Raw genomic sequence first — 24,253 nt, forward strand, 5'->3', positions numbered from 1 at the left:
CGCCGCATCGAAGCTGTGCATCTCATAAGGCAATGGTACCGCGGCGGGCACAAAGCATGAGCATCAAGTTTCTTCTGAATGGAGAGACGGTGGAGCTACCCGAGGACAACCCAACGGTAACGCTGCTAGATTGGCTACGCGAAACGCGCGGCCTCACCGGAACCAAAGAAGGCTGTAACGAAGGTGATTGTGGCGCGTGTAGCGTCATGGTCACCGATGCAGGCGGGGCCAAGGCCTTGAACGCCTGTATTCTTTTCCTGCCCCAGCTACACGGCAAAGCCGTCCGAACAGTTGAAGGAATGAGCGCGCACGATGGCGCGTTGCATCCCGTTCAAGCGGCCATGGTCGAACACCACGGATCGCAATGCGGGTTTTGCACGCCCGGCTTTATCAACTCGATGGCAGTTGCACATCGCGAGGGGCGCTCGGATTTTGACGATGTGCTCGCAGGCAACCTGTGCCGCTGCACGGGCTATGCCCCTATCATACGCGCGGCACAGGCCGCTGCCGAACAAGCTGTCCCGACTTGGGTAAAGGATGTCGCACCCAAGGTCACTGCGAGCGTTCTATCACCTGAAACAGGCGACGCGCTCGCGGCGTGGTACGCGGCCAATCCAGAGGGCACGTTGATCGCAGGGGCAACGGACGTAGGTCTATGGGTCACCAAACAGTTACGCGCGCTCGAGAATATCGCCTTTTTGCACCGCTGCACCGATTTACAGCAGATCGAGGATCAGGGCGGTGCGCTTAGAATTGGCGCAGGCGTAACAATGGCACGTTTGCATCCGGTTCTGAAAGAGCACCATCCGTCTTATGCTGAAATGGTGCGCCGTTATGGATCGGAACAGGTGCGCCAAGCGGCGACGATTGGTGGAAACATCGCCAACGGCTCGCCCATCGGGGACAACCCACCCGCGTTGATCGCCTTGGGCGCGACGCTTCATCTACGCAAAGGCGACACGCGCCGCGACATTGCGATTGAGGATTTCTTTATCGCCTATGGCAAACAGGATCGCGCAGCTGGCGAATTTGTCGAAGCGGTAACGATCCCCAAGAACGCGCCAGATTTGCGTTGCTACAAAATCTCCAAACGCTTCGATCAGGATATTTCTGCGGTTTGCGGTTGCTTCAACATTCAAGTGACTGACCAACGCATCGTTTCAGCGCGCATCGCATTTGGCGGCATGGCAGGGACACCGATGAGAGCCGCCAACGCAGAAGCCGCGCTAGTGGGGCAGACATGGACGCAAGAAACCATCCTCGCAGCGTCCCAAGCCATGACAGATGACTTCACCCCGCTATCGGACATGCGCGCCTCTGCAGAGTATCGCATGATAGCCGCACAAAACCTGTTGCACCGCTACTTTGCCGATCTGACAGGCGAACTGACCTCTGTTTTGGAGGTTCAGCCATGAGCGTTGCTAAACCTCTCCCACATGATAGCGCCAAACTGCACGTCACGGGCACTGCGCGTTATCTGGATGACATTCCTACGCCAAAAGATGCGCTGCACCTCGTTTTCGGTCAAAGCGATATTGCCCATGGCAAGATCGAAACGCTTGATCTGAGCGACGTCAAAAGTTCAGCAGGCGTCCTCGCTGTCTTAACGACGGCGGAGCTGCCCTTTGAAAATGACGTCAGCCCCTCTGCCCATGACGAACCCCTACTTGCCAAAGGCACCGTTCACTACCTAGGGCAGCCTATCTTTCTTGTGATCGCGACCTCACATCTTTTGGCGCGTAAAGCTGCGCGTAGGGCAAAGATCACTTATTCAGAATTGCCCGCGTTGCTTAGCATCGATGATGCGATGGCCGCGAATAGCCGATTTGAAGAAGCCCCGCGGATTTACAAGAAAGGTGACGCTGCAAACGCCATTTCAAACGCGCCGAAACAAATATCTGGCACCATCGAAATGGGTGGGCAAGAACACTTCTATCTGGAAGGCCAAGCCGCCCTCGCCCTTCCTCAGGAGGGTGGTGATGTCATTGTGCATAGCTCTACCCAACACCCGACAGAAGTGCAGCACAAAGTGGCTGAAGCGCTCGGAACGCCAATGAACGCAGTGCGCGTCGAAGTGCGGCGCATGGGCGGTGGTTTCGGCGGCAAAGAAAGCCAAGCCAACGCTTTGGCGGTCGCTTGCGCTGTGGCTGCGCGGGCAACGGGCAAACCTTGCAAGATGCGCTATGACCGCGACGACGACATTATGATTACGGGCAAGCGCCATGATTTCCGCATCGCCTACGAAGTTGGCTTTGATAGCTCCGGGCGCATTGCGGGCATCGACTTTGTTCAATACGCACGGTGCGGCTGGGCGCAGGATCTGTCCTTGCCAGTCGCCGATCGCGCAATGCTGCATTCCGACAACGCCTACCTGCTTGAACACGTCCGTATCGAAAGCCACCGCTTGAAGACCAACACTCAAAGCGCAACGGCCTATCGCGGTTTTGGTGGTCCACAAGGCATGCTTGGCATCGAGCGCGTGCTGGATCACATTGCCCACGATCTTGGACTTGATCCTTTGGACGTTCGCCGCGTTAATTACTACGCGCCAATGCAAAAGCATCAGGCAGGAGCCTCCGGCGAGGATATTTCTGGAAAGAGGAAGCCCCAAACCACGCCCTATGGGATGGACGTCGAGGATTTCATTCTACACGAGATGACAGACGCACTGGCCGCTTCGTCCGGATATCAAGCCCGCCGCGCCGCGATTGCGCAATGGAATGCGACGAACCCGATCTTGAAAAGGGGCATTGCGCTCACCCCCGTCAAGTTCGGTATTTCCTTTACGCTAACCCACCTCAATCAGGCCGGCGCGCTGGTGCATGTTTATTCTGACGGGTCAGTGCATTTGAACCATGGCGGCACAGAAATGGGCCAAGGGCTCTTCCAGAAGATTGCACAGGTTGCTGCAACTGGTTTTGGCATTGATGTGGCGAACGTCAAGATCACCGCAACGGATACGGGAAAAGTACCCAACACCTCTGCAACAGCGGCTTCGTCCGGCTCTGATCTGAACGGCATGGCGGTCAAGGCGGCCTGCGACACCATTCGTACCCGTATCGCTGAATTCATCGGCGAAAAGCATGGCGTGGCCCCTGACGAGGTCGCATTCGCCGAAGGTCAGGTCAGCGTCGCGGGCAAAAGCTATGGCTTTGCAGATGTCGCTGCGTTCGCCTATCAAAACCGCGTGTCCCTATCCGCAACGGGGTTTTACAAAACGCCCAACGTCGCTTGGGATCGTATCAAAGGCCACGGCCGCCCGTTCTTCTATTTTGCCTATGGCGCATCTGTGACCGAAGTGGTCATTGACACGCTCACCGGCGAGAACCGCATTCTGCGCGCCGATGTACTGCACGATGCAGGGGCGTCGCTAAACCCCTCGCTCGATATCGGGCAGGTTGAGGGGGCTTATGTGCAAGGCGCGGGCTGGCTCACAATGGAGGAACTGGTCTGGGATGACAAAGGACGGCTTCGCACGCATGCGCCGTCCACTTACAAAATCCCCGCCTGTTCGGATCGGCCCGACATCTTCAATGTCTCGCTTTGGGATAGCGAAAATCCGGAGGCAACGATCTATCGTTCCAAAGCCGTCGGAGAACCGCCTTTCATGCACGGTATCTCTGCCTTGATGGCGATCTCGGATGCGATTTCTTATTGTGGCAAGAGTTATCCATCCCTTGATGCACCTGCCACGCCCGAACGCATTTTGAAAACGATTCAGCAGGTCCGCCGTGGGGTTTGATCTAAACGCCCTTCGCCAAGCCATTCGCAAACACGGGCGCGTCGCACGGGTTGTGATCGCTGATGTGAAAGGGTCGAGCCCGCGCGAAATTGGCGCATCGATGCTGGTTTGGCAGGGCGGCCAGAGTGGTACGATCGGCGGCGGTACTTTGGAATTCGAGCTCGCCAAACGCGCGCTTGATGTCAAACGCACATTGCTAAGCAAACACGCACTGGGCCCAGAGCTTGGCCAGTGTTGCGGCGGTGCTGTGCAAGTCCTGACCGAAGTATTCTGCGAAGCGACACTGCCAGATGCAGATGCTGATCTCATTGCCCGTGCCTGCGATTGCAGCTCTGCCCAACCGTTTTTGGTTCAAAAGCTTTTGGCGCAGGCCCGTAGCAAAGGTTCGATGATAAAGCCGCAGCTTTGCGATGGCTGGTTTATTGAACCGATTGCCAAACCAAGCAGAGAGCTTTGGATCTGGGGCGCAGGTCATGTGGGGCGCGCAATGGTGCAAACCCTTGCGCCGCTACCTGACATCGCCATCACCTGGATCGACACCTCCGAAGGCCGGTTTCCCGATGACCAGCAAGATAACGTGACTAAAGTGCCATGCGCTGAACCTGCTGCCTTGCTCAAACACGCGCCGGCAAATGCGGAACATCTGATTTTAACCTACTCGCACGCGCTTGATCTGGAACTTTGTCATCAAGCGTTAGGTCACGATTTTGCCTTTGCTGGCTTGATCGGCTCGAAAAGCAAATGGGGCCGCTTTCGCGCCCGCTTGCGGGCGTTCGGCCATACCGATGCTCAAATCTCGCGCATCACCTGCCCGATTGGCGATCCAAACCTTGGCAAACACCCCCAAGCTATTGCGATTGGCGTTGCCTCTTGCTTACTAGCGCGTGAAAAAGCGCCAGCCCAGAATGAAAGGATCATCGCGTGAGTGACCCGCTATTGCGTTTAAGTGGCCTGACCAAGGCCTATCCCGGTGTAATCGCAAACAGCGATGTGTCGTTCGATATCCACAAAGGTGAGGTTCACGCGCTCCTTGGCGAAAACGGTGCGGGCAAATCCACGTTGGTCAAAATGATCTACGGCTTGGTGAAGCCGGACAGCGGCAGCATGACACTGAACGGCGCACCCTTTGCGCCGCCTGCCCCAAGTGCCGCGCGTCAGTCAGGCGTCGCCATGGTGTTTCAGCATTTTTCGCTTTTTGATGCGCTCAACGTGGCAGAGAACATCGCCTTGGGCATGGAAAATGCGCCCAAACAACGCGATCTTGCGGCCAAGATAAAAGAGGTGTCACATCAATATGGCTTGCCGCTTGATCCTTACATGCGGGTCGGTGATCTGTCTGCGGGGGAACGGCAGCGCGTCGAAATTATTCGCTGCTTGCTGCAAAATCCCAAACTTTTGATTATGGACGAACCAACGTCGGTTCTTACCCCGCAAGAAGTGGAAATCCTGTTCAAGACCCTGCGCCAGTTGAAATCAGAAGGTACGGCGATCCTTTATATCTCGCACAAGCTAGAGGAAATCCGAAGCCTTTGCGACACGGCAACGATCCTGCGTTTGGGCAAGAAGGTTGCGACCTGCACCCCCGCTGATACCAGTGCGAAAGAACTGGCCGAGATGATGGTCGGCGAAACCCTGCATGTGCCAGAACGCGCAACAGGCGAGTTTGGCGAGACGTTGTTAAGCGTTAAAAACCTCTCGCTGCCCGCACCAACAGAATTTGGAACCGCGTTAAAGAACGTCGGTTTTGAAGTGCGCGCCGGCGAAATATTGGGCGTCGGCGGTGTTGCTGGCAACGGGCAGGATGAATTGCTTGGCGCGCTGTCTGGCGAGGTTGCTAGCGCGGCTGGATCTGTTTCCCTAAAGGGGCAGGACATCAGCAAATTGGGCCCACAAGCGCGGCGCGCTTTGGGTGTCCTGGCTGCGCCAGAAGAACGGCTTGGTCACGCTGCCGTTCCCGACATGAGTTTGAGCGAGAACGCCATGCTATCAGCAGCGATCCGCAAGAACATGGTTTCTTCTGGCTTCCTGAACTGGGGCAAGGCAAGGGACTTTGCCGATGAAGTCATCAAGGCGTTTGATGTACGCACTCCAAGCGCGGCCAATGCCGCGCGCTCGCTTTCGGGGGGGAACCTGCAAAAGTTCGTAATCGGTCGGGAAGTCTTGCAAGACCCTGATGTTTTGGTGGTGAACCAACCCACATGGGGCGTTGACGCCTCTGCAGCGGCGGCCATTCGTCAATCTTTGATGGATCTAGCCGAAAAAGGCGCGGCGCTTGTCGTGATCTCACAGGATTTGGACGAGCTTATGGAAATATCCGATCACTTTGCAGCCCTGAACGAAGGGCGGTTGTCCGCGATACGACCTGTGCAGGGCCTAACGGTCGAAGAGATTGGATTGATGATGGGCGGCGTTCACGATCACAGCGGCGCGAACATGGAGGGCGCAGTATGATCCGTCTGGAAAAACGCGCGCAGCCAAGCCAGTTCTGGACCTTCGCAACACCGTTTCTTGCCGTCCTGATGACGATGATCGTCGGTGGCATCATGTTTGCAGCCCTTGGCAGCGATCCATTCGAAGCGATCCGCATCATTTTCTGGGACCCCTTGTTCAGTGAACAATTCGCAGCCTATTCGCGCCCACAGCTTTTGGTCAAAGCCGGACCATTGATCCTAATCGCCATTGGCCTTTCACTGGGTTTTAAGGCTGGCATCTGGAACATCGGCGCAGAAGGTCAGTATATCATCGGGGCGATCTGCGGCGCTGGCATGGGGCTGGCGTTTTACCCATCCGAAAATTTCATGATCTTTCCACTTATGATCCTAGCAGGTGCATTGGGCGGGTGGGCATGGGCGATGATCCCTGCTGTTCTAAAAGTACGGTTTGGAACCAATGAAATCCTTGTTTCCTTGATGCTGGTTTATGTGGCCGAAGCATGGCTCGCCTCTGTCTCATCGGGTCTGTTGAAAAACCCCGATGGCATGGGTTTCCCGGGCAGTCGCAACCTTGCCCAACATGCAGGCACCGCGAACCTGGAAATCGTTGCAGGGACTGGCATGCATTGGGGCGTTTTGACCGCCTTCATCGCCGTGATCTTCGCCTACGTGCTGCTTTCACGTCACATGCTGGGTTTTCAAATCCGCCTTGCGGGTGAAGCCCCGCGCGCGGCGCGATTTGCTGGCGTTAAGCCATCGCGCATCATTTTTCTTTGCCTCGGGATGGCCGGGGCCTTGGCGGGTATGGCAGGCCTTTTCGAGGTTGCGGGACCCGCGGGCCAGATCACCATCGACTTCAATTCGGGTTACGGCTTTACTGCGATCATCGTTGCCTTTCTTGGCCGCTTGCATCCTGTTGGCATCTTGTTTGCAGGCCTCCTTATGGCGCTGACCTACATCGGCGGCGAGCTTGCGTCCTTGATGCTCGGCATTCCATCGGCGGCGATCCAACTGTTCCAAGGCATGTTGCTGTTCTTCCTTCTGGCAACGGATGTGTTCATCAACTTCCGCATCAAATTTAGCAATCGGGAGGCCGTGTAATGGACCTGAGCTCAATCAATCCCGTCCTGCTTATTGCGTCGCTAATGGTGTCCGCGACACCTATTTTGCTGGCGGCTCTTGGCGAGTTGGTCGTCGAAAAATCCGGCGTCCTAAACCTTGGCGTTGAGGGCATGATGATAACTGGTGCGATATGTGGCTTTGCGATTGGCGTGAACACAGGTTCGCCCGTTCTCGGCTTTATGTTCGCAGCACTTTGCGGTGCGCTTCTGTCGCTCGCTTTTGGACTGCTCACCCAGTATCTGCTTTCGAACCAAGTGGCGACCGGGCTTGGTCTGACGCTTGTTGGGCTAGGCCTGAGTTCTCTTATAGGAAAGCCTTATGAGGGTATGAAATCGCCAACCTTGCAAAAGATGGAGATACCACTTTTGTCAGATATTCCCGTGTTCGGCAAAATGCTGTTTTCGCACGATCCGATGGTTTATTTTTCGATCTTCATGGTCGCGGTAGTTTGGGCCGTGCTGAAATACACGCGCGTCGGTTTGGTGCTGCGAGCGGTGGGTGAAAGCCACGATGCAGCACACGCGCTTGGCTATAAAGTCGTGCGCATTCGCATATTGGCAATCCTGTTCGGCGGGGCCTGCGCCGGACTTGCAGGGGCGTACATCAGCCTTGTACGCGAGCCGCAGTGGACCGAAGGGATGACCGCTGGCGCAGGCTGGATCGCCCTGGCTATCGTCGTGTTCGCCAGCTGGAAGCCCTGGCGCATCCTGATCGGTGCCTATCTTTTCGGCGGCGTCACTGTGTTACAACTAAATCTGCAAGCCGCGGGTGCGAAGGTACCTGTCGAGGTCTTGTCGATGTCGCCTTATCTGATAACTATTGCGGTGCTCGTCATAATATCGGCGCGCGGCAATCACGGCGCGCCCGCTGCTTTGGGCAAGATTTTCCACGCTTCTCGATAAACGAGGGGCAGAACAACTCACATCCACAGGGGGATGCATACTATGAAACGCAGAACACTTCTCGCGAGTGCAGCAGCAGTCGCGCTCGCATTTGGCGGCGCGGCAATGGCCCAAGAAAAAACCAAAGTCGGTTTCGTCTTTGTTGGCCCGGTCGGCGATGGCGGCTGGACTTATGAGCACAACAAAGGTCGTCTTGCGGTAGAAGCGCACTTTGGTGACAAGGTCGAAACCGTGTTTCAGGAAAGCGTCCCAGAGGGTGCCGATTCCGAGCGCGTGATGTCCCAGATGGCACTGTCCGGTGCGGATCTGATCTTTACGACGTCTTTTGGCTACATGGACCCGACGATCAACGTTGCTAAGAAATTCCCGAATGTGAAATTCGAGCATGCAACAGGTTACAAGCAGGCTGACAACGTCTCTGTTTATTCCGCACGTTTTTACGAAGGTCGCGCAATTCAGGGCCACATCGCTGGCAGTATGACCAAGACCAACAAGATTGGTTACATCGCATCCTTCCCGATCCCGGAAGTTATTCGCGGTATCAACTCTGCGTATATCCATGCCAAGAAAGTTAACCCTGACGTCGAGTTTTCGATCGTATGGGCCTACACATGGTTTGATCCCGCCAAAGAAGCGGACGCTGCCCAAGCGCTTATCGAGCAAGGCGCAGACGTGATCTTGCAGCACACCGATTCCACAGCACCGCAGGCTGCTGCTGAAGCAGCCGGGAACGTCATCACATTCGGTCAAGCCTCTGACATGGCAGAGTTCGGCCCAATGCCACGCGTTTCTTCTATCATTGATGATTGGGCACCCTACTACATCGCCCGCACGCAAGCGGTCATGGATGGCACATGGGAAAGCACAAGCACATGGGACGGCATTGGCGCTGGCATGGTTGGCATCGGTGAAATCTCCGACGCGGTTCCTGCGGACGTAAAAGCAGCCGCACTTGCGATGAAAGACGCGCTTGCGGATGGCAGCTATCACGCGTTCACGGGCCCGATCAACAAGCAGGACGGCTCTGTCTGGCTTGCAGAAGGCGAAACAGCCGATGATGGCACGCTTGCTGGTATGAACTTCTACGTTGAAGGCATCACGGGCGAAATCCCGAACTGATCCTTGATCTTTTGAAGCTTAGAGGCCTCGCTCAGACATGAGCGGGGCCTTTTTCATTCAGGCAAATCGGCCGTATCTGACGCGGCGCGAATTGCGGGCGCGTGTGCATTGCGTAACGTTTACGCATTTTGCGAATGACATCTCGCTAATCGCTTAGGGCTTAGATCAAACGCTAGCACAACCGAAACAACGGATCTCTGCTATGACAACTTTCCTTTCAAACGTCCCCTTCTGGGTTTTCCCGCTCTTCATCCTGTTGCTTGTTCTCGGTCTGCGCGCGAGCAAAGATCGCAGTGTTCCCACTTTGCTGATCTACGCCTTGCCGCTGCTTGGCATCTTGACGATGCGCAACATACTCGCGCTTTCGCCGCCGCTCTGGGTCTGGGCAATTGCAGCGCTTGGATATGGCAGCGGTATTCTGCTTGGCATGAAATGGCAGCGCGGCTGGATCATCGAGCGCGGCGCAAAAGCCACTCGGGTCAAGGGCGAGTGGATAACACTCACAGCCATGATGGTCATTTTTGCGGCAGGCTTTGTTAATGGTTTCCTGTCGGCAGTTATGCCCGGGCTAACGCAATCCGCTCTCTTTGCTGCCGCCTTCGCTGTGATAACCTGCCTGCCGTCCGGGCAATTCCTTGGTCGGGTTATCACGACGCTGCGCACACCGGTCACTCAGGCCAGCTAACCTCTTTTCAAGTCATGGCGCGCATGTCACTCTTGCGCCATGACACATTTGAAAACACTTGATGGAACCCCTGCAAGCCGCTTTGCGTTTGGTACGATGCAATTTGGCGGCAACGCTGACGAAAGTGCGTCGGCCGAAATGTTTGACGCCTCTCGCGCAGCGGGGATCAACCACTTCGATACCGCGTTCATCTACACAGGCGGGGCCTCTGAAACGATCCTTGGCAAGTTGGCTGCGAAAGCCCGCGAGCAGCTATTGATCGCAACGAAGGTTGCCTATGATGGCAATGGCGATCCCGAAAAACTGCAAGCGGACTTTGACGTTTCGCTTGATCGCTTGGGCCTGCAGAGCGTCGATATTCTGTATCTTCATATGTATGTCGGCACCGATCTGCAGCGCGCGCTCGAATGGATGGTCAAACAACAAGCCAAAGGAAAAATTCGCTACATCGGCCTTTCCAATTTTGCTGCATGGCAAGTTATGGCTGCTATCGCGATTGCAAAACAGCTCGGCACGCAGATTGATATCTTGCAGCCCATGTACAATCTGGTGAAGCGTCAGGCAGAGGTCGAGATCCTCCCGATGTGCCTTAATCAAGGCGTCGCCTGCGCGCCCTATTCACCGCTTGGTGGCGGTTTGCTCACTGGCAAATATGCAAATGGCGGTGCAGGGCGTATCAAAACCGATCAGCGCTATAGCGAGCGGTATTCACTGCCCTATATGGCCCAAACAGCGGCTGAGTTATCGCAACTCGCGGCTGAACTGGATGTTAACCCGGCGACGCTTGCCGCGGCCTGGGTTGCGCGCCACGATACTGCGCCGATGCCGATCTTGTCAGCGCGATCTGCCCAACAGCTTACCCCTTCTTTAGACGCGATTACCTTTCAAATGGACGATGACTTGTACAAACGTATTGCCGCCCTTAGCCCCGCGCCGCCCCCCGCGACAGACCGCTGGGAGGAACGTGCATGAGCCGGCAACTGCCGAAAACCGCGAGCATCGCCGAAGTGCAAAGCGATGGGCGTCTCGTTGCGCCATCTGCTGCGAATAATACGCGGCCCATTTGCCAGGTTCTGCGCGATGTCGCCCCGAAATTTGGCCGTGCGTTAGAACTGGCGAGCGGGACAGGTCAGCATTGCGTCGCTTTTGCAAACGCGTGCCCAAACCTGACATGGGTCCCTACGGATATCGACGAGGACCGCATAGCCTCTATCGGAATTTATGTAAGCGAAGCGCAACTGCCGAACCTGACACTTCCTGTGCGGCTTGATGCGACTCAAAAAGGGTGGAGCAATACTACAGGCAAGCTCGATCTTATTGTCTTGGTTAATCTGCTGCATCTCATCTCTGAAGCAGAGGCGCAAACAGTCGTGAGAGAGGCAGCCGCAGCGCTGGCTCCAAACGGCGTATTCTTGCTCTATGGGCCGTTCATGCGCGGCGGCGAGTTGACCTCAGAGGGCGATATGCGATTTCATGAGAGCCTCGTCAGCACCGATTCAGAAATCGGTTACAAAGATGATTTTGACGTGATTGATTGGGTGGTGGATGCCGGGCTCGACGTGGCCCATGTATTGGAAATGCCCGCAAACAATTTAAGCCTTGTTTTTCGTAAATCGGAGTAATTTGTTATGATCCTTTCCCGCCGCGCCACACTTGGTGGCCTCGCGAGCCTGCCCTTGTTGAGCGCCCCTTCCCTTTTGCTGGCCCGCTCCAAGTTCAAAGACCGCGATCCAGTTGATTTCGGACGGCGCGGCCCTGCGTCCTTTCCGGTTCACGGGATTGATGCTGCACGGTTTCAAGGACAAATGAATTGGCGTCAGATCAAACGTCAGGGCATCCAGTTTGCGTGGCTGAAAGCTACTGAGGGCGGTGATCTGCTTGATCCAGAATTCAAAGACAACTGGCGCGCGGCCAAACGGGCTGGCGTGCCTGTCGGAGCCTATCATTTTTATTACTTCTGCACTGACCCCGACACGCAAGCCAAATGGTTCATCAAAAACGTGCCGCGTCTACGCGGCGGCATGCCCCCTGTCCTTGATCTGGAATGGAACCCGTTTTCTCCGACCTGCACACTGCGCCCGCCTGCCAAGGAAGTGCGCCGCGTTGCAAACCGTTTTATCGATATTGTCGAGCGCCACTATCAGACCAAGGTCGTGGTTTATACCGCCCCTGACTTTTGGAGCACCAACAACGTCGCACAGCTAAAACGCGATTTCTGGCTGCGCTCGACCGCCCAGCATGTAGAAAAACGATACGGCGTGAAAGGTTGGCAGTTCTGGCAATATACCGCGACAGGCATTTTGGATGGCATCGAAAAGGAAGTGGACTTTAACTGCTTCAACGGCGGCAAAGGCCAATGGGACAAATGGCGCAAAGCACGCGCGGTTCGCTAATTGCCAAAGCTATCTGTCAGATAGGCCCGGTTTGCGGCGGGCAATTCTTCAGCTGAACCAAGCGACAAAGACGTGACGACGGCCAACCCAAAAGCAAACCCGACGAACGGCAATGCCACTTGCCAGCGCCTTGCTGGGGCAGGCCATCGTGCGAACCGCGCAGCGGCGGCGACGTGGGTAAAGACCGCCGTTATCCCCAGCACATAATAGGGAAAGAAATACCACCCAAAGGGTGGCGCGCTAACCACAGCGGCGGCGAAATAGGTGGTTGTCTCAAAGTCGTAGCTCATGCGCGCCATGATGATCGCGCCCACATGCTGAAGCAAAAAGAACGCAATGTAAGCACCAGAGATCACCTGCGCCCAGGCCCAGCGCCCCTTGGGCCTGCCTCGTTTGGCAATTAGAACAGCGCCAAGCACGATTTGCATTGCAAACAACAAAAGCAGCGCGATCTCGATGATCTGCAAGCGATAGACGGCCCGAAACATCGTCATTACGACCAGATGGGACTCTCGCCCAATCAAAAGCACGGCATGGTTTGAAAAGTGGGCGAACAGGAACACCGCAAGGCAAGCTGCATTGATTTTGTGTAGGCGGGACAGTGGCATTCGAATCTCCATACGTTAACGTATGCTTCCATCATTCCGTCGCCGCATTCAAGCCTGCGACACTGCGCCGTGACGTTTCCAGAAAGTTATCCGCCTTTCAGCGACGGAATTTGTTAGCAGTGCGTTTAATACATGCAAACAACTGAATGTAAGGTAATCCGATGACTCGCATCACATTAACAACTGCAGCACTTCTATTGATCGGTTCACAAGCATTTGCGCAGAACGGCGTTCCAGGTGGTCACTTCGTTGAAAACTGGGATCTCGACGGCGATGGCAAAGTTACGCTTGAAGAAGCAACAGAGCGCCGTGGGGATATTTTCCTGACGTTTGACGCCGATGAAAACGGCATTCTGGACGCAGAAGAACATGATCTTTTTGACGAAGCCCGCGCAAACGACATGAAAGAAAACGGCGAAGGTCATGGCAAAGGCAAGGGTAATCCTGCCAACGGCATGCTACGAAAATTCACCGATACAAACAATGACGGTCAGGTAAGTCGCGCTGAATTCATGGACGCGATCCCGGCATGGTATGCGCGCATGGACAAGAACGGCGATGGCGCAGTGACCACAGAGGACTTCGGTAAGGGCCACTAAGCGCCTACAAAAAAGCCTCGCATCACTGCGAGGCTTTTCTAGCTCTATTGCTTACGAAGAAACATTAACCATCAACGCGGATTGTCGCGTTCTTTGGATCATATGGACTGTCCTCGACAATTTCTGCGTCCCAAAGCCGGTTAAGCATTCTCACCTTCAGCTTTGTTCCAACATTGGCCAGTTCCGGTTTCACGTAGCCCATGCCAATCGACTTGCCAAAATGCACGGAATACCCGCCAGACGTCAGGCGGCCAATTTTGGTGTCGCCGTCATACAGCGCCTCGCGGCCCCATGGATCGGCATCCTCTGGCCCGTCAATCAGCAGCGTCACACATTTAGAGCGGATGCCTTTGGCTTCCATCTCTGCCTTGCCCTGGAAGTCCTTGGATAGATCAATGAAACGCGGCAGATCGGCCTCGGCGGGCGTCGCATCACGGCCAAGCTCATTGCCGAATGCGCGATAGGATTTCTCCTGACGTAGCCAGTTTTGCGCGCGCGCGCCGACCAATTTCATCCCATGCGGCTCGCCGGCTTTTTCCAGCAAGTCGAACAGGTAGTTCTGCATTTCCATCGGATGATGCAGCTCCCAACCCAGCTCGCCCGTATAGGCCACGCGGATCGCATTTACGGGGCACATGCCCAGTTCGATCTGGCGTGCCGACAGCCATGGGAAACGCTTGTTGCTGAGCGCCGTGGCAGGGTCCGCATCCTTGATTACGGCCTTCAGAACATCGCGCGACTTGGGGCCCGCAATTGCGAAAACGCCCCATTGCGTCGTGACATCCTGAATTTCGATATAGCCGAACTCGCCCGCTTTATCCTCGGCGCATTTACGCAAGTAGTCTGCATCATAGGCCGTCCAAGCACCCGCGCTTACAAGGTAATAGTCGTTTTCACCATTGCGCACGATTGTGTATTCCGTGCGCGTGGTGCCCGCAGGCGTGAGCGCATAAGTCAGGTTGATCCGGCCCACTTTAGGCAGCTTGTTGCAGGTGAACCAATCAAGGAAGGCGGTCGCGCCAGGGCCCTTGACCACGTGCTTGGTAAAGGCCGTCGCGTCGATCAGGCCCACGCCCTCGCGGATCGCTTTTGCCTCATCAACCGCGTGTTGCCACCAACCGCCACGGCGGAAAGAACGGCTATCGTGATCGAAGTTATCAGGCGCATCGAGCGGCCCGTAATAATTGGGGCGCTCCCAGCCGTTCACAAACCCGAACTGCGCGCCGCGCGCTTTCTGGCGGTCATAGGCAGGCGCTGTACGCAACGGGCGGCATGCAGGGCGTTCTTCGTCAGGATGGTGCAAAATGTAGACGTGATCGTAGCACTCTTCATTCTTGCGCGCTGCGAATTCGGTGGTCATCCAGTTGCCGTAACGCTTGGGATCAAGCGACGCCATGTCGATTTCTGCCTCGCCTTCGACCATCATCTGGGCAAGGTAATAGCCCGTGCCGCCCGCAGCTGTGATGCCGAACGAGAAACCCTCGGCCAGCCACATATTACGCAAACCGGGCGCAGGGCCGACCAGTGGGTTGCCATCGGGTGTGTAGCAGATCGGACCGTTGAAATCATCCTTCAGGCCGCTTTCCTCGCAAGAAGGAATGCGGTGGATCATCGCCATATACTGGTCCTCGATCCGCTCCAGATCGAGCGGGAAAAGATCAGCGCGGAAACTATCCGGCACACCATATTCAAAGACCGCTGGCGCGTTTTTTTCATAAACGCCCAAGATCCAGCCACCGCGTTCCTCGCGAACATAGCTTTGTGCATCCGCATCGCGGATTACGGGGTGCTCTGGATTGCCATCCTTGCGCCATTGCTGAAGCGCGGGATCCACGTCAGTGACGATGAATTGGTGTTCCACAGGAATCGCTGGGATCTTGATCCCCAGCATCTTTGCGGTACGCTGCGCGTGGTTGCCCGAGGCCGTCACAACATGCTCGGCAGTGATGACGACCTGCTCTTCAGAGGCGACCAGATTGCCGCCCTTCTCCACCATCTTGGTGCAGGTCACATCCCAGTGAGTGCCGTTCCACTCAAACGCATCCGCTTGCAGGCGACGCACGATTTCGACGCCCCGCTGGCGTGCGCCCTTGGCCATCGCCATGGTCACATCGGCAGGGTTAATGTAGCCATCCGTGTGATGATACAAAGCGCCCTCAAGCGTTTCGGTGTTGATTAAAGGCCAACGCGCTTTGATCTCGTCTGGAGTCAGGAATTCGTAAGGCACTCCGCAGGTTTCCGCCGTGGTCGCATAGACCATATATTCGTCCATGCGTTCTTTGGTTTGCGCCATGCGCAGGTTGCCGACGACCGCGAAGCCAGCGTTCAGACCTGTTTCTTCTTCCAGCGTTTTGTAGAACTCAACCGAGTACTGGTGGATATGCGTCGTCGCAAAGCTCATGTTGAACAGCGGTAACAGCCCCGCAGCGTGCCACGTAGAGCCAGACGTCAATTCGTCCCGCTCTAAAAGCATAACGTCCTGCCAGCCCGCTTTTGCGAGGTGATAGGCGATTGAAGTTCCGACGGCACCGCCGCCAACGACCAAAGCTTTGACATGAGTTTTCATGACTGCGCGACTCCCTGAGATGCACTTGCATCGCTTGTCGCAAAATCAGCAACATTTCGCGAGGCCGCGCCGACGCAAAACCGCAAGAATGCGACCTGCACCCTGCTAGTTCTTTCGTCTTGGATCAGGCTAATTGCTCACGCTGCAAAAGCTGCCACCGCCGCAACCGCCCTTTTTCCCAATTCTGCGCGCGTTTGTGTTGCGGTTGCCCAGTCGGTTTATCTTGATTTTCTTCTCAGTTGCCGCTGCCGGTTTTGAAACCACTTTGCCTTGCGCGGCCTTAACTGGGGCCAGCTTGGGCGCTTTGATATTGCTTACTGCACTTACTTTTGTACTGCGATCCAGCGTTTCGAGTTCACGGCGCAAAGGTGCCGACATTGTCGGTTTGACGGCCGCTGGTTCGATCGGCGTATCGGCTGTTTCCGCATCCGGCTGAACCGCCCCTGCTTGGTCAGCCATTGCCTCTTGAACGACTTCTTCAGGGGGTTCGGCCTTGTAGATAAGATCATCCATGTTGATGTACTGGTTTCCAATATCCTCTATTTCGACCAAGCGCTGCATCGCATCGCGATACTGCATCACATACATATCGCGCAGTGGCGTTTCAGCACCGTATTTCTCGACCAATGCAGGCGGCTTGCTACGTGTGCGATACGCACTGGTTTGCATCAGCGTCTGGCTGCGCAAATTAAGATGCGCGACCGTTCGAACATAATTCGAGATGAGCGCATATTTGCCTTCTGATTTTGCATCAGGAAGCTCGTAATCGTTTGCGACATGGGTCATCGGAATTCGAAGCAAGCGGTTCAGGGCCTCAAAATCCACAGCCTTCAAAACGTCGCGCGTTGAATCCGACCCCGCATTCGCATGCACAATGACGCGCACTTCTTCATGCAGCCCAAGCTTGGCATACAGCACACGGTAATGGCCCAACATAAGCCCTTCACGGTCAAAGGCCTCAAAGAAAGGAATGCCAGCGACTACCGCAAATGGCTCTGGCTCTGCACGGTATTTATCAAGCGACTCGGCAAAGGCCATAGAACGTGACAGAGCATTGCCACCGATAGATTCCGTTTCTTGTTCGTCTTTCTTAAGCAACTCGATCAGAACCGTCTCTTCGCCCTTTTCATAAACGAAGGATGAAGCGGTCATCATCTCGATCAAAAAGTCCTCGTCCGATTGTCCTGTCTTTTCTTTTTTGGTGATGTGCCCAAGGTTTTTAAGGTTCGCAAACGCTTCGTTCTTAAATTCATTCAGCGGATGCTTGGGACCATAGGACTGTGTCGCTTTTTTCCCAACTGGAACAACAGGCGTGTTATCGCCCTCGTCAAAACCGCGGCGGGTCCATCCTTCGGGTGCTTCGGGCAAGTGCTGGCGCATTTCGCCCTGCCAAACCGTCAAACGGCGCACCTCTGCGATCTTGTCGGAACGCTCTTTGTACCCTGCGCGCAGGGAATCTTTGACGCCTGTTACGAACTGCAACGGGCCAAATTCGCTGATGGGGATGCCAGCCTGCACGCTTTGACGATGATATTCCATGCCAACACCAACGCAGGCCAGAATACCAACAAATCCAATCGCAAAATAGTTAGGCATACCGCCCTCCACCCAGAATTCCCGCTAGAATTGCATGAAGATTGAGGCCAGACTTTGATGTTAAGCGATCTTTGCTAGGGCATTACCGCCCCAGCGCCACCCCTTCGCGACGTGGATCAGCGCCCCCTTGCAGGTTCACGCCGATAGAAATCGCGTGCAAACCGGAGTTCAGATCCCGCGCGGTCACCTTGTAGCCAAGCGCCTCCAACTCAGGTGCCAATGCTTCCAAAACGCTACCCGCTTCCAGATCAAAGGTTCCGAAGCGATTGACCGCATGACCCAGCGAAACGGCCTGCTGCACATCCATACCCCAATCGAGATGGGCAATGATTGTCTTTGCCACATAGCCGATGATGCGACTGCCTCCCGGGCTACCGACGACCATAACAGGTTTGCCGTCCTTCAGCACGATCGTCGGAGCCATCGACGAGCGCGGCCGCTTTCCTGGCGCGACCGCATTTGCAATCGGGACACCGTCCTTGTGACTGCGAAACGAGAAATCCGTTAGCTCGTTGTTCATGAGGAACCCCCTCACCATTAGGCGAGAGCCAAAAGCGTTTTCAATTGTGCTCGTCATGGAAAGCGCATTGCCATAGCTATCCACGATCGAAATATGCGAGGTCGAAGGCAGCTCGATACTCTCGTCATCAGCCCAAAGCATCGTGTGATCGAATGCGGGCATTCCCGCACTGACACTTTCTAGCGCTGGCGTACCATCCAGCGCCTTGGCGCGCAGCGCAAGGTATTCAGGATCAAGCAACCCCTTCACAGGAACAGGCAGGAAATCACTATCCGCCATGTAACGTGCACGATCCGCAAACGCGAGCCGCGATGCATCGCCAATCAAACGCCAGCTTTGCGGGTTCTGGGCGCCAAGTGCTGTAAGATCGTAATTGTCGAGCATGCCCAATATCTGCCCTACAGTTAGCCCCCCCGAGGACGGCGGCCCCATCCCGCAAACATCATAGGTGCGATAGGATGCACAAACAGGCGTGCGCTCTTTCACCTGATAAGCGGCCATATCGGACAGGCTTAGCACCCCTGGATTGCCTTGGGCATTCTGAACCGCCCGCACAATATCGCGCGCGATGTCGCCCCGATAGAAGCTGTCTGTTCCGTTCAATGCCATCTCGCGCAGCGTGCCGGCATATTCCGCATTGCGCAGCGTTTGACCTTCTTTCAACGCGGAGCCTTCTGGGTAGAAATAACTTGCAGTTGTTTCAAATCGAGCCAGTCGATCCCCGTCACCCGCGATCATGCCAGCCAAGCGTTCGGAAACTTTGAAACCGCCATCTGCCAGCGCAATGCCGTCATCGAACAGCGACGCCCATTCCTGATTTCCCCATTTTTGATGCGCTCGCTCCAACAGCGCAGGGGTCGCAGGAACGCCAACCGAACGCCCGCCCACAACTGCATCAAAAAACTTTACCGGCTCGCCGTTTGCATCCTGAAACAAACGCGGCGTCGCTGCTGCAGGCGCTGTTTCGCGCCCGTCCAGTGTCGTAACTGCACCGCTTGCCGCATCATACCAAACAAGAAACGCTCCGCCGCCAAGGCCGGAACTTTGTGGCTCGACCAACCCCAAAACCGTTTGCACAGCGATCATCGCATCCGCAGCAGTACCGCCGCGCGCCAAAACCTTTGCACCCGCTTGCGATGCCAGGGGATTTGCCGCGACGACCATCCACTCTTTGGCCTCGACAGGTTTGCCCGCGGCTTTGACATTTAGTGAAATTGTGGTTTCAGGCTGCACCGCATCAGCGGCGTCTTGGGCAAGAACAGCAAATGGCGCAAGCAGCGCCAGTCCTGTTGCAATCAGTCTCTGGCGCATGTGCTTTTCTCCCTATCCGTACTTTAGAGCATTCCCGGAACAACCTGATCCGGCGGGCGATGCCCATCCGCGAACGTCTTGATATTGATGATAACTTTCTCGCCCATTTCCAGACGACCTTCCTGTGTCGCCGAGCCCATGTGGGGCAGCAGCACAACGCTCGGCAGGCCTTGCAGGCGCGGGTTCACCTCTGTGCCGTGTTCATAGACATCAAGGCCCGCGCCAGCGATCTCGCCAGCTTGCAACATCCGCGTCAGGGCGTTTTCGTCAATCACTTCGCCGCGTGATGTATTCACAATCACAGCGGACGGCTTTAGCAACTTCAAGCGCCGCGCATTGAGCAGATGGAAGGTCGAGGGCGTGTGCGGGCAGTTGACCGAAATCACGTCCATACGGGCAACCATCTGGTCCAGGCTTTCCCAATAGGTTGCCTCCAAACCCTCCTCGACTTCGGGGCGCAGGCGGCGGCGGTTATGATAATGGATCTGCATACCAAACGCACGGGCACGCTGCGCCACCGCCTGACCAATGCGGCCCATCCCGAGAATACCCAAACGGCGTCCGCCCACGCGCCCGCCAAGCAATGCAGTAGGCGCCCAGCCTTTCCACTCACCAGATTGCATCACGCTTAACCCTTCTGGAATGCGCCGCGTCACCGCGAGCAAAAGCGCCATTGTCATATCTGCCGTGTCATCCGTCAAAACGCCCGGCGTGTTAGAGACCAGAATGCCGCGCTGCCGCGCAGTTGCGACATCAATGTGATCCACACCTGCACCATAATTTGCGATCAGCTTAAGCCGCTCACCCGCTTGGGCCAGCAAATTCGCGTCGATTTCATCTGTCACAGTCGGAACCAGCGCGTCAGCCGATTTCATCGCCGCCGCCAGCTCGGCGCGCGTCATCGGCGTATCATCATCACGCAAACGCACGTCAAACAGCTCTTTTAGTCTGGTCTCGACCGCATCGGGCAGGCGTCGCGTCACGACAACACTTAAGCGTTCTGATGGCATCTTGCTCTCCTTGCGTCTTTCCAAACGAGTTGTTGAGGTGCAGAGTGCCTAAAAGCGTGGGCAGCTACAAGAACCTATGCGCAATAATATTACGCAGTCAAAGCACAGGCCTTTAAATGATACCTTCTGCGACGCTCTTACGTGCCGCCTTGTTTGCCGTTCTGACGACAACTGCTTACGCCGAAGAGCGTGGGGCAGTGACCAATCTTCCTTTGCCGCGTTTTGTTTCGCTCAAAGCAAGCGAAGGGAACGTCCGGCGCGGTCCGTCTTTGACACATCGCATCGACTGGGTCTTCAAGCGCCGCGACATGCCACTGGAAATCACCGCAGAGCATGGCCATTGGCGGCGCGTTCGTGATCGCGAGGGCGCAGGCGGTTGGGTACACTATTCTCTGCTTTCAGGCACCCGCTATGTCCTGATCGAACAGGACATGCTGCCACTTTACCAACGCCCTGATCCGTCAACGCCTGTTATGGTACGGCTGGAGCTAGGCGTGATTGCGCGACTTGGAAAATGTGGACCGCTTTGGTGCAGATTGACTTCAGCCGGCTACAAAGGCTGGGCCCCGAAAGAAATGCTCTGGGGCGTCAAGCCAGACGAAATTCGCGAATAGCCAGCTATCTGCAATAGCTTCCAGAGCGGTAGCGCGCCGTGTCAAAATGGAAATGATCCTGGTGGAAGCGGTCTGCATTGGGGCCAAGCACGGTTCCGAATGGACCACAGGCCGCCTTGTGCATGCTTTTTAGCGGTTTGCCATTCTTGTTAGAACGCCACCCCTTCAGAACAGTAATCTCTTCGCCGCTTTTCAGTTTGAAGCCCGCAATATCAATCGCGCGCCCCTTACCGTGCTCGGAAATTTTCGCGCCCTTTTGGTTGTTGCGCGTGCGGCACGCGTAATGCGCCGCAACCTTAATGCTGGCAATCCCGCCACCGCGTTTACCGATCGATGGTTTAAGCCCCTTATCAACCCATTGCTTCAGCGCTTTGGCTGTGCCGCAATCCATGATTGAGGATTGGCTAAGCGCAATCCCGGAAACAGAGCGTACTTTAACCGCGTTCTTCACACCGCAGCCATTGATACGGCCCGGCACCAAGCCGACAACATCACCTTGAATCGCAGGATCACCACAGATAGCGCCACGTGCTTGCTCGCGCTCGGCTTTGCGTCGCTTCGCCATGACCTTTTCGGCAAGCCCGTCGGGCCGCGTTGTCGGATGCAGTGATTGCGGCAGGCCAACAGCGGCCGAAGCCAAAATGATTTGCGCGCCACTTGAGTCTGCCATCGCCCTTTCCTGCTCGGACAACGGGCGAATCTTGGGGCGTGCAGGACCTGCAATCGCAGCCACAACACCCGCACCCGTTTCGCTGCGAAGCTGCGGACGCTTCAAGGCTTGGACAGGTTCCTGTCCACGTGCCAACGGGCGCGGTGAAGCATCTGGTGCAAGCGCGGCAACAGGCAAAGCCAAACTGGCAACCAATGCCGCTGCAATCAGATATCTCATTTCTTCACACGTCCAAAATCGGGGGCATCTGTATCCTGCCCCGCTTCAATAATGCCGCGCCTGATTGCGCGGGTGCGGGTGAAGTAATCGTGTAACATCTCACCGTCGCCAGTTCGGATCGCGCGTTGCAGCGCGAACAGCTCTTCAGTGAAACGCCCCAGAATCTCCAGCGTCGCATCCTTGTTGTTTAAGAACACATCGCGCCACATGGTAGGGTCGGACGCCGCAATGCGGGTAAAGTCGCGGAAACCCGCCGCTGAATAATTGATGACTTCTCTGTCAGTCACGCGGCCAAGGTCATCGGCAACACCAACCATCGTGTACGCGATCAAGTGCGGCGCATGCGAGGTCACCGCCACCACGAGATCATGGTGCGCAGGATCCATGCGCGCCGTGTTCGACCCGATTCCGCGCCAAAGCGCTTCAATCCGATCAACTGCGTCGACGTCGCTACCTTCAACCGGCACGATCAAAAACCAACGGTTCTCGAACAATTCAGCAAAGCCTGAACGGGGGCCGGAATGTTCCGTTCCCGCCATAGGATGCGAGGGAACAAAGTGAACGCCCTCAGGTAAATGCGGACCAACCGCCTCAATCACCGCTTGCTTGACCGACCCAACGTCCGTGACCGTGGCACCCTTTTTCAGTGCAGGCGCGATCTCTTTGGCAACGCTATCCATTGCACCGACGGGAACGCAAAGGACAACAAGATCAGCGCCTTCCACAGCTTCGGCCGCCGTATCATAAATGGTATCGCAAAGCCCGATTTCCCGCGCTGTATCACGCGTTTCGGCAGAACGCGCGTAGCCTGTTACCTCATTCGCGAGCCCATCTCGTTTGATCGCCCAATACAAGGAAGATGCAATCAGCCCGAGCCCGATAAGCGCAACACGGTCGTAAATCTGGCTCATCGTGCGCCACCTTTGAACTGACCGACCGCATGCGCCACTTGGCGACATGAAGCTTCATCGCCCACAGTAATGCGCAGGGCATTTGGGAGATTGTAGCCTTTGACACGGCGCACGATCAGCCCCTGTGATTGAAGGTAGATATCGCACGCGCCCGCCTCTTCTTCGCTCGCAAATCGCGCGAGGATAAAATTGGCTAGACTCACATCTGAGGGAACCCCATGTTCACCCAGTGCATGCGCCAACCAGTCGCGCCACTTGGCATTCGCATCGCGGCACTGCGTGACATAGGCCTGGTCTTTGACCGCAGCCACCGCAGCGCTTTGCGCAGCTTCGCTTACATTGAAGGGGCCGCGAATGCGGTTCAGCACGTCAATGATATGCTTAGGGCCATAGCCCCAGCCCACACGCAGTCCGCCAAGCCCGTAGATCTTTGAAAACGTCCGCGTCATAACAACGTTCTCGCGTGCCTCAACCAGCGCAGCGCCGCCGTCATAGCCGTCCACATATTCAGCGTAGGCACCATCCAGAACAAGGATGGCTTGTTCCGGAATTCCCTGCGCAAGGCGTTCGATTTCTGGCATCGCGATCATCGTACCGGTCGGGTTGTTCGGATTGGCGATGAACACCAGCTTTGTGCGCTCGGTGCAGGCCGCAAGAATAGCGTCGACATCCGTGACGCGGCTTTGCTCCTGCACCTCGACAGGCGTCGCACCTGCCGCGCGCGCAGAGATCGCATACATCGCAAAGCCGTGGACTGTGTGGATCACCTCATCACCAACGCCCGCGTAGGCCTGACACAGGAACGCAATAATCTCGTCGGAACCAGCGCCGCAAATAATGCGCTCGGCGTCCAGATTATAGACATTGCTAATCGCAGCGCGCAGTTCGGCATGATCTGAAGATGGATAGCGATGCAGGCTTCTACCTGCCGCCTCAAACGCCTTAACCGCAGCATCACAGGGGCCAAACGGGTTTTCATTGGATGACAGTTTCACAACATTGCTGACACCCTCCACATGCGCAGCGCCGCCCTGATAAAGAGCGATATCCATAATGCCGGGCTGAGGTGTGATCTTGGTCATAACGGGTCTCCTTGCAGCGCTTTTAACTTTGAGGTCGCAGGAAGGCTAGCGTGAAAGGCAGCTGAGGATGTTTGTGTCGCTGCAATCTTGAAACGTAAACACCGATAGACACACGAATGGCGGCTCAGAGCCCACTTTGACCGATGCTGCAT

General features: G+C 55.9%; 21 protein-coding genes. 13 read left to right on the top strand and 8 right to left on the bottom strand.

The window, feature by feature from the left end:
• Positions 1-56: 56 nt before the first annotated feature.
• The 11 genes from WBC85_RS12645 (at position 57) to WBC85_RS12695 (ending at position 12,395) form a co-directional block, all read left to right on the top strand.
• Positions 57-1,415: a xanthine dehydrogenase small subunit gene (locus WBC85_RS12645; protein ID WP_424437666.1), complete on the top strand. Its 1,359-nt coding sequence runs from the start codon at positions 57-59 to the stop codon at positions 1,413-1,415.
• Positions 1,412-3,742, top strand: coding sequence for a xanthine dehydrogenase molybdopterin binding subunit (gene xdhB / locus WBC85_RS12650; RefSeq protein WP_424437669.1), 2,331 nt, complete (start codon positions 1,412-1,414; stop codon positions 3,740-3,742). Before WBC85_RS12645 ends, xdhB begins: the two co-directional genes overlap by 4 nt.
• On the top strand, positions 3,732-4,667 hold the full coding sequence (gene xdhC, locus WBC85_RS12655) for a xanthine dehydrogenase accessory protein XdhC (protein ID WP_424437672.1): 936 nt from the start codon (positions 3,732-3,734) through the stop codon (positions 4,665-4,667). The genes xdhB and xdhC overlap by 11 nt, the downstream gene beginning before the upstream one ends.
• Positions 4,664-6,193: an ABC transporter ATP-binding protein gene (locus WBC85_RS12660; RefSeq protein WP_424437675.1), complete on the top strand. Its 1,530-nt coding sequence runs from the start codon at positions 4,664-4,666 to the stop codon at positions 6,191-6,193. Before xdhC ends, WBC85_RS12660 begins: the two co-directional genes overlap by 4 nt.
• Complete coding sequence (locus WBC85_RS12665) at positions 6,190-7,275, top strand: ABC transporter permease (RefSeq protein WP_424437678.1); 1,086 nt, start codon at positions 6,190-6,192, stop codon at positions 7,273-7,275. The genes WBC85_RS12660 and WBC85_RS12665 overlap by 4 nt, the downstream gene beginning before the upstream one ends.
• Positions 7,275-8,198: an ABC transporter permease gene (locus WBC85_RS12670; protein ID WP_424437681.1), complete on the top strand. Its 924-nt coding sequence runs from the start codon at positions 7,275-7,277 to the stop codon at positions 8,196-8,198. Before WBC85_RS12665 ends, WBC85_RS12670 begins: the two co-directional genes overlap by 1 nt.
• 42 nt (positions 8,199-8,240) lie before the next feature.
• Entirely contained in the window at positions 8,241-9,317 is a 1,077-nt protein-coding gene (locus tag WBC85_RS12675) for a BMP family ABC transporter substrate-binding protein (RefSeq protein ID WP_424437684.1), read from the top strand.
• Positions 9,318-9,519: 202 nt separating this feature from the next.
• Positions 9,520-10,002, top strand: a complete 483-nt coding sequence (locus tag WBC85_RS12680; protein WP_424437687.1) for a hypothetical protein — start codon at positions 9,520-9,522, stop codon at positions 10,000-10,002.
• Between the two features lie 39 nt (positions 10,003-10,041).
• A complete protein-coding gene (locus tag WBC85_RS12685) occupies positions 10,042-10,974 on the top strand; it encodes an aldo/keto reductase (protein WP_424437690.1) in 933 nt (310 codons plus the stop codon).
• The gene (locus tag WBC85_RS12690) at positions 10,971-11,624 is read left to right on the top strand and encodes a DUF938 domain-containing protein (RefSeq protein ID WP_424437693.1); all 654 of its coding nucleotides are present in this window, start codon (positions 10,971-10,973) and stop codon (positions 11,622-11,624) included. Before WBC85_RS12685 ends, WBC85_RS12690 begins: the two co-directional genes overlap by 4 nt.
• Positions 11,625-11,630: 6 nt before the next feature.
• Positions 11,631-12,395 carry a GH25 family lysozyme gene (locus WBC85_RS12695; RefSeq protein WP_424437696.1) on the top strand — a complete coding sequence of 255 codons (765 nt, stop codon included), beginning with the start codon at positions 11,631-11,633 and terminating at the stop codon, positions 12,393-12,395.
• Here the strand turns inward: WBC85_RS12695 and WBC85_RS12700 are convergent.
• Positions 12,392-13,003, bottom strand: coding sequence for a hypothetical protein (locus WBC85_RS12700; protein ID WP_424437699.1), 612 nt, complete (start codon positions 13,001-13,003; stop codon positions 12,392-12,394). The genes WBC85_RS12695 and WBC85_RS12700 overlap by 4 nt on opposite strands.
• 161 nt (positions 13,004-13,164) lie before the next feature.
• Here WBC85_RS12700 and WBC85_RS12705 point away from each other — a divergent pair, with 161 nt between their 5' ends.
• Positions 13,165-13,602 carry an EF-hand domain-containing protein gene (locus tag WBC85_RS12705; RefSeq protein WP_424437702.1) on the top strand — a complete coding sequence of 146 codons (438 nt, stop codon included), beginning with the start codon at positions 13,165-13,167 and terminating at the stop codon, positions 13,600-13,602.
• A 64-nt stretch (positions 13,603-13,666) separates the two neighbouring features.
• Here WBC85_RS12705 and WBC85_RS12710 read toward each other — a convergent pair whose 3' ends face one another.
• The 4 genes from WBC85_RS12710 to WBC85_RS12725 form a co-directional block, all read right to left on the bottom strand.
• Positions 13,667-16,168: a GcvT family protein gene (locus WBC85_RS12710; RefSeq protein WP_424437705.1), complete on the bottom strand. Its 2,502-nt coding sequence runs from the start codon at positions 16,166-16,168 to the stop codon at positions 13,667-13,669.
• A 129-nt stretch (positions 16,169-16,297) separates the two neighbouring features.
• Positions 16,298-17,764 carry a hypothetical protein gene (locus WBC85_RS12715; protein WP_424437708.1) on the bottom strand — a complete coding sequence of 489 codons (1,467 nt, stop codon included), beginning with the start codon at positions 17,762-17,764 and terminating at the stop codon, positions 16,298-16,300.
• Between the two features lie 82 nt (positions 17,765-17,846).
• The gene (ggt, locus tag WBC85_RS12720; RefSeq protein WP_424437711.1) at positions 17,847-19,595 is read right to left on the bottom strand and encodes a gamma-glutamyltransferase; all 1,749 of its coding nucleotides are present in this window, start codon (positions 19,593-19,595) and stop codon (positions 17,847-17,849) included.
• Positions 19,596-19,618: 23 nt separating this feature from the next.
• Positions 19,619-20,605 (bottom strand): 2-hydroxyacid dehydrogenase, encoded by a 987-nt coding sequence (locus WBC85_RS12725; RefSeq protein ID WP_424437713.1) that lies wholly within the window; start codon positions 20,603-20,605, stop codon positions 19,619-19,621.
• A 116-nt stretch (positions 20,606-20,721) separates the two neighbouring features.
• Here WBC85_RS12725 and WBC85_RS12730 point away from each other — a divergent pair, with 116 nt between their 5' ends.
• Complete coding sequence (locus WBC85_RS12730) at positions 20,722-21,219, top strand: SH3 domain-containing protein (protein ID WP_424437715.1); 498 nt, start codon at positions 20,722-20,724, stop codon at positions 21,217-21,219.
• A gap of 4 nt (positions 21,220-21,223) precedes the next feature.
• Here the strand turns inward: WBC85_RS12730 and WBC85_RS12735 are convergent, their stop codons facing one another.
• Genes WBC85_RS12735 through hisC form a run of 3 tightly spaced genes read right to left on the bottom strand, consistent with a single transcriptional unit; the run spans position 21,224 to position 24,101 of the window.
• Positions 21,224-22,108 (bottom strand): extensin family protein, encoded by an 885-nt coding sequence (locus WBC85_RS12735; RefSeq protein WP_424437718.1) that lies wholly within the window; start codon positions 22,106-22,108, stop codon positions 21,224-21,226.
• A complete protein-coding gene (locus WBC85_RS12740) occupies positions 22,105-23,019 on the bottom strand; it encodes a prephenate/arogenate dehydrogenase family protein (RefSeq protein WP_424437721.1) in 915 nt (304 codons plus the stop codon). Before WBC85_RS12740 ends, WBC85_RS12735 begins: the two co-directional genes overlap by 4 nt.
• Complete coding sequence (hisC, locus tag WBC85_RS12745; RefSeq protein WP_424437724.1) at positions 23,016-24,101, bottom strand: histidinol-phosphate transaminase; 1,086 nt, start codon at positions 24,099-24,101, stop codon at positions 23,016-23,018. Before hisC ends, WBC85_RS12740 begins: the two co-directional genes overlap by 4 nt.
• Between the last annotated feature and the right edge of the window lie 152 nt (positions 24,102-24,253).

The sequence above is a fragment of the Planktotalea sp. genome (assembly GCF_049680325.1).
In the GTDB taxonomy this organism is placed as follows: domain Bacteria; phylum Pseudomonadota; class Alphaproteobacteria; order Rhodobacterales; family Rhodobacteraceae; genus Planktotalea.

Excerpts from the sequence above, each read along its gene's own strand:
- WBC85_RS12645 (WP_424437666.1), top strand. The coding sequence starts at position 57 with ATGAGCATCAAGTTTCTTCTGAATGGAGAGACGGTGGAGCTACCCGAG.
- xdhB (WP_424437669.1), top strand. The coding sequence starts at position 1,412 with ATGAGCGTTGCTAAACCTCTCCCACATGATAGCGCCAAACTGCACGTC.
- WBC85_RS12665 (WP_424437678.1), top strand. The coding sequence starts at position 6,190 with ATGATCCGTCTGGAAAAACGCGCGCAGCCAAGCCAGTTCTGGACCTTC.
- WBC85_RS12670 (WP_424437681.1), top strand. The coding sequence starts at position 7,275 with ATGGACCTGAGCTCAATCAATCCCGTCCTGCTTATTGCGTCGCTAATG.
- WBC85_RS12675 (WP_424437684.1), top strand. The coding sequence starts at position 8,241 with ATGAAACGCAGAACACTTCTCGCGAGTGCAGCAGCAGTCGCGCTCGCA.
- WBC85_RS12680 (WP_424437687.1), top strand. The coding sequence starts at position 9,520 with ATGACAACTTTCCTTTCAAACGTCCCCTTCTGGGTTTTCCCGCTCTTC.
- WBC85_RS12685 (WP_424437690.1), top strand. The coding sequence starts at position 10,042 with ATGACACATTTGAAAACACTTGATGGAACCCCTGCAAGCCGCTTTGCG.
- WBC85_RS12690 (WP_424437693.1), top strand. The coding sequence starts at position 10,971 with ATGAGCCGGCAACTGCCGAAAACCGCGAGCATCGCCGAAGTGCAAAGC.
- WBC85_RS12695 (WP_424437696.1), top strand. The coding sequence starts at position 11,631 with ATGATCCTTTCCCGCCGCGCCACACTTGGTGGCCTCGCGAGCCTGCCC.
- WBC85_RS12700 (WP_424437699.1), bottom strand. The coding sequence starts at position 13,003 with ATGCCACTGTCCCGCCTACACAAAATCAATGCAGCTTGCCTTGCGGTG.
- WBC85_RS12705 (WP_424437702.1), top strand. The coding sequence starts at position 13,165 with ATGACTCGCATCACATTAACAACTGCAGCACTTCTATTGATCGGTTCA.
- WBC85_RS12710 (WP_424437705.1), bottom strand. The coding sequence starts at position 16,168 with ATGAAAACTCATGTCAAAGCTTTGGTCGTTGGCGGCGGTGCCGTCGGA.
- WBC85_RS12715 (WP_424437708.1), bottom strand. The coding sequence starts at position 17,764 with ATGCCTAACTATTTTGCGATTGGATTTGTTGGTATTCTGGCCTGCGTT.
- ggt (WP_424437711.1), bottom strand. The coding sequence starts at position 19,595 with ATGCGCCAGAGACTGATTGCAACAGGACTGGCGCTGCTTGCGCCATTT.
- WBC85_RS12725 (WP_424437713.1), bottom strand. The coding sequence starts at position 20,605 with ATGCCATCAGAACGCTTAAGTGTTGTCGTGACGCGACGCCTGCCCGAT.
- WBC85_RS12730 (WP_424437715.1), top strand. The coding sequence starts at position 20,722 with ATGATACCTTCTGCGACGCTCTTACGTGCCGCCTTGTTTGCCGTTCTG.
- WBC85_RS12735 (WP_424437718.1), bottom strand. The coding sequence starts at position 22,108 with ATGAGATATCTGATTGCAGCGGCATTGGTTGCCAGTTTGGCTTTGCCT.
- WBC85_RS12740 (WP_424437721.1), bottom strand. The coding sequence starts at position 23,019 with ATGAGCCAGATTTACGACCGTGTTGCGCTTATCGGGCTCGGGCTGATT.
- hisC (WP_424437724.1), bottom strand. The coding sequence starts at position 24,101 with ATGACCAAGATCACACCTCAGCCCGGCATTATGGATATCGCTCTTTAT.